Source organism: Haloarcula sp. CGMCC 1.2071, from assembly GCF_037078445.1.
Classification (GTDB): Archaea; Halobacteriota; Halobacteria; order Halobacteriales; family Haloarculaceae; genus Haloarcula; species Haloarcula amylolytica.
Window position 1 is genome coordinate 1 of sequence record NZ_JAYMGY010000063.1, and the last position, 518, is coordinate 518.

General features: G+C 60.8%; 1 rRNA gene. It reads left to right on the forward strand.

The annotated features are described in order from the left end of the window. Positions 1–136, forward strand: a 16S ribosomal RNA gene (locus tag VI234_RS21230); the annotation flags it as partial. Positions 137–518: the final 382 nt, after the last annotated feature.

The following is a 518-nucleotide window of genomic DNA, read 5'->3' on the forward strand; positions in this document are numbered from 1 at the left end:
TTGCACACACCGCCCGTCAAAGCACCCGAGTGGGGTCCGGATGAGGCCGTCATGCGACGGTCGAATCTGGGCTCCGCAAGGGGGCTTAAGTCGTAACAAGGTAGCCGTAGAGGAATCTGCGGCTGGATCACCTCCTACTGACCGGGATCAGGCCTCTGGCCTGACCCACCTACATTGACTGGTGACCACAAGTCACCGCGAGTCGGCAAGCGCCGACTACTGCATGGGCCCGCTGGGCTCGCAAAGACCTATCCGAGGCGGATATCCCCTCACCGGGATGTCGGGTGCAACTCCCGACGGGTCCGTACTTCGTATCGCTCCGAACCGTGCCCCTTAAATGTGGGACGGCGTTCGGATGTGATACGACGACAGATGCACCAGGCCGGGTGAAACCGAGCCTGGGAAGGGTCGATTCGCCCACCATCTCCACCTTGGGGGCGAGTATGAAACCGTGTGTACGTGCGATCCAGGCGTCCACTGGACTCGTTCAGTTGAACGAGTCACAACGACGTTGGCTA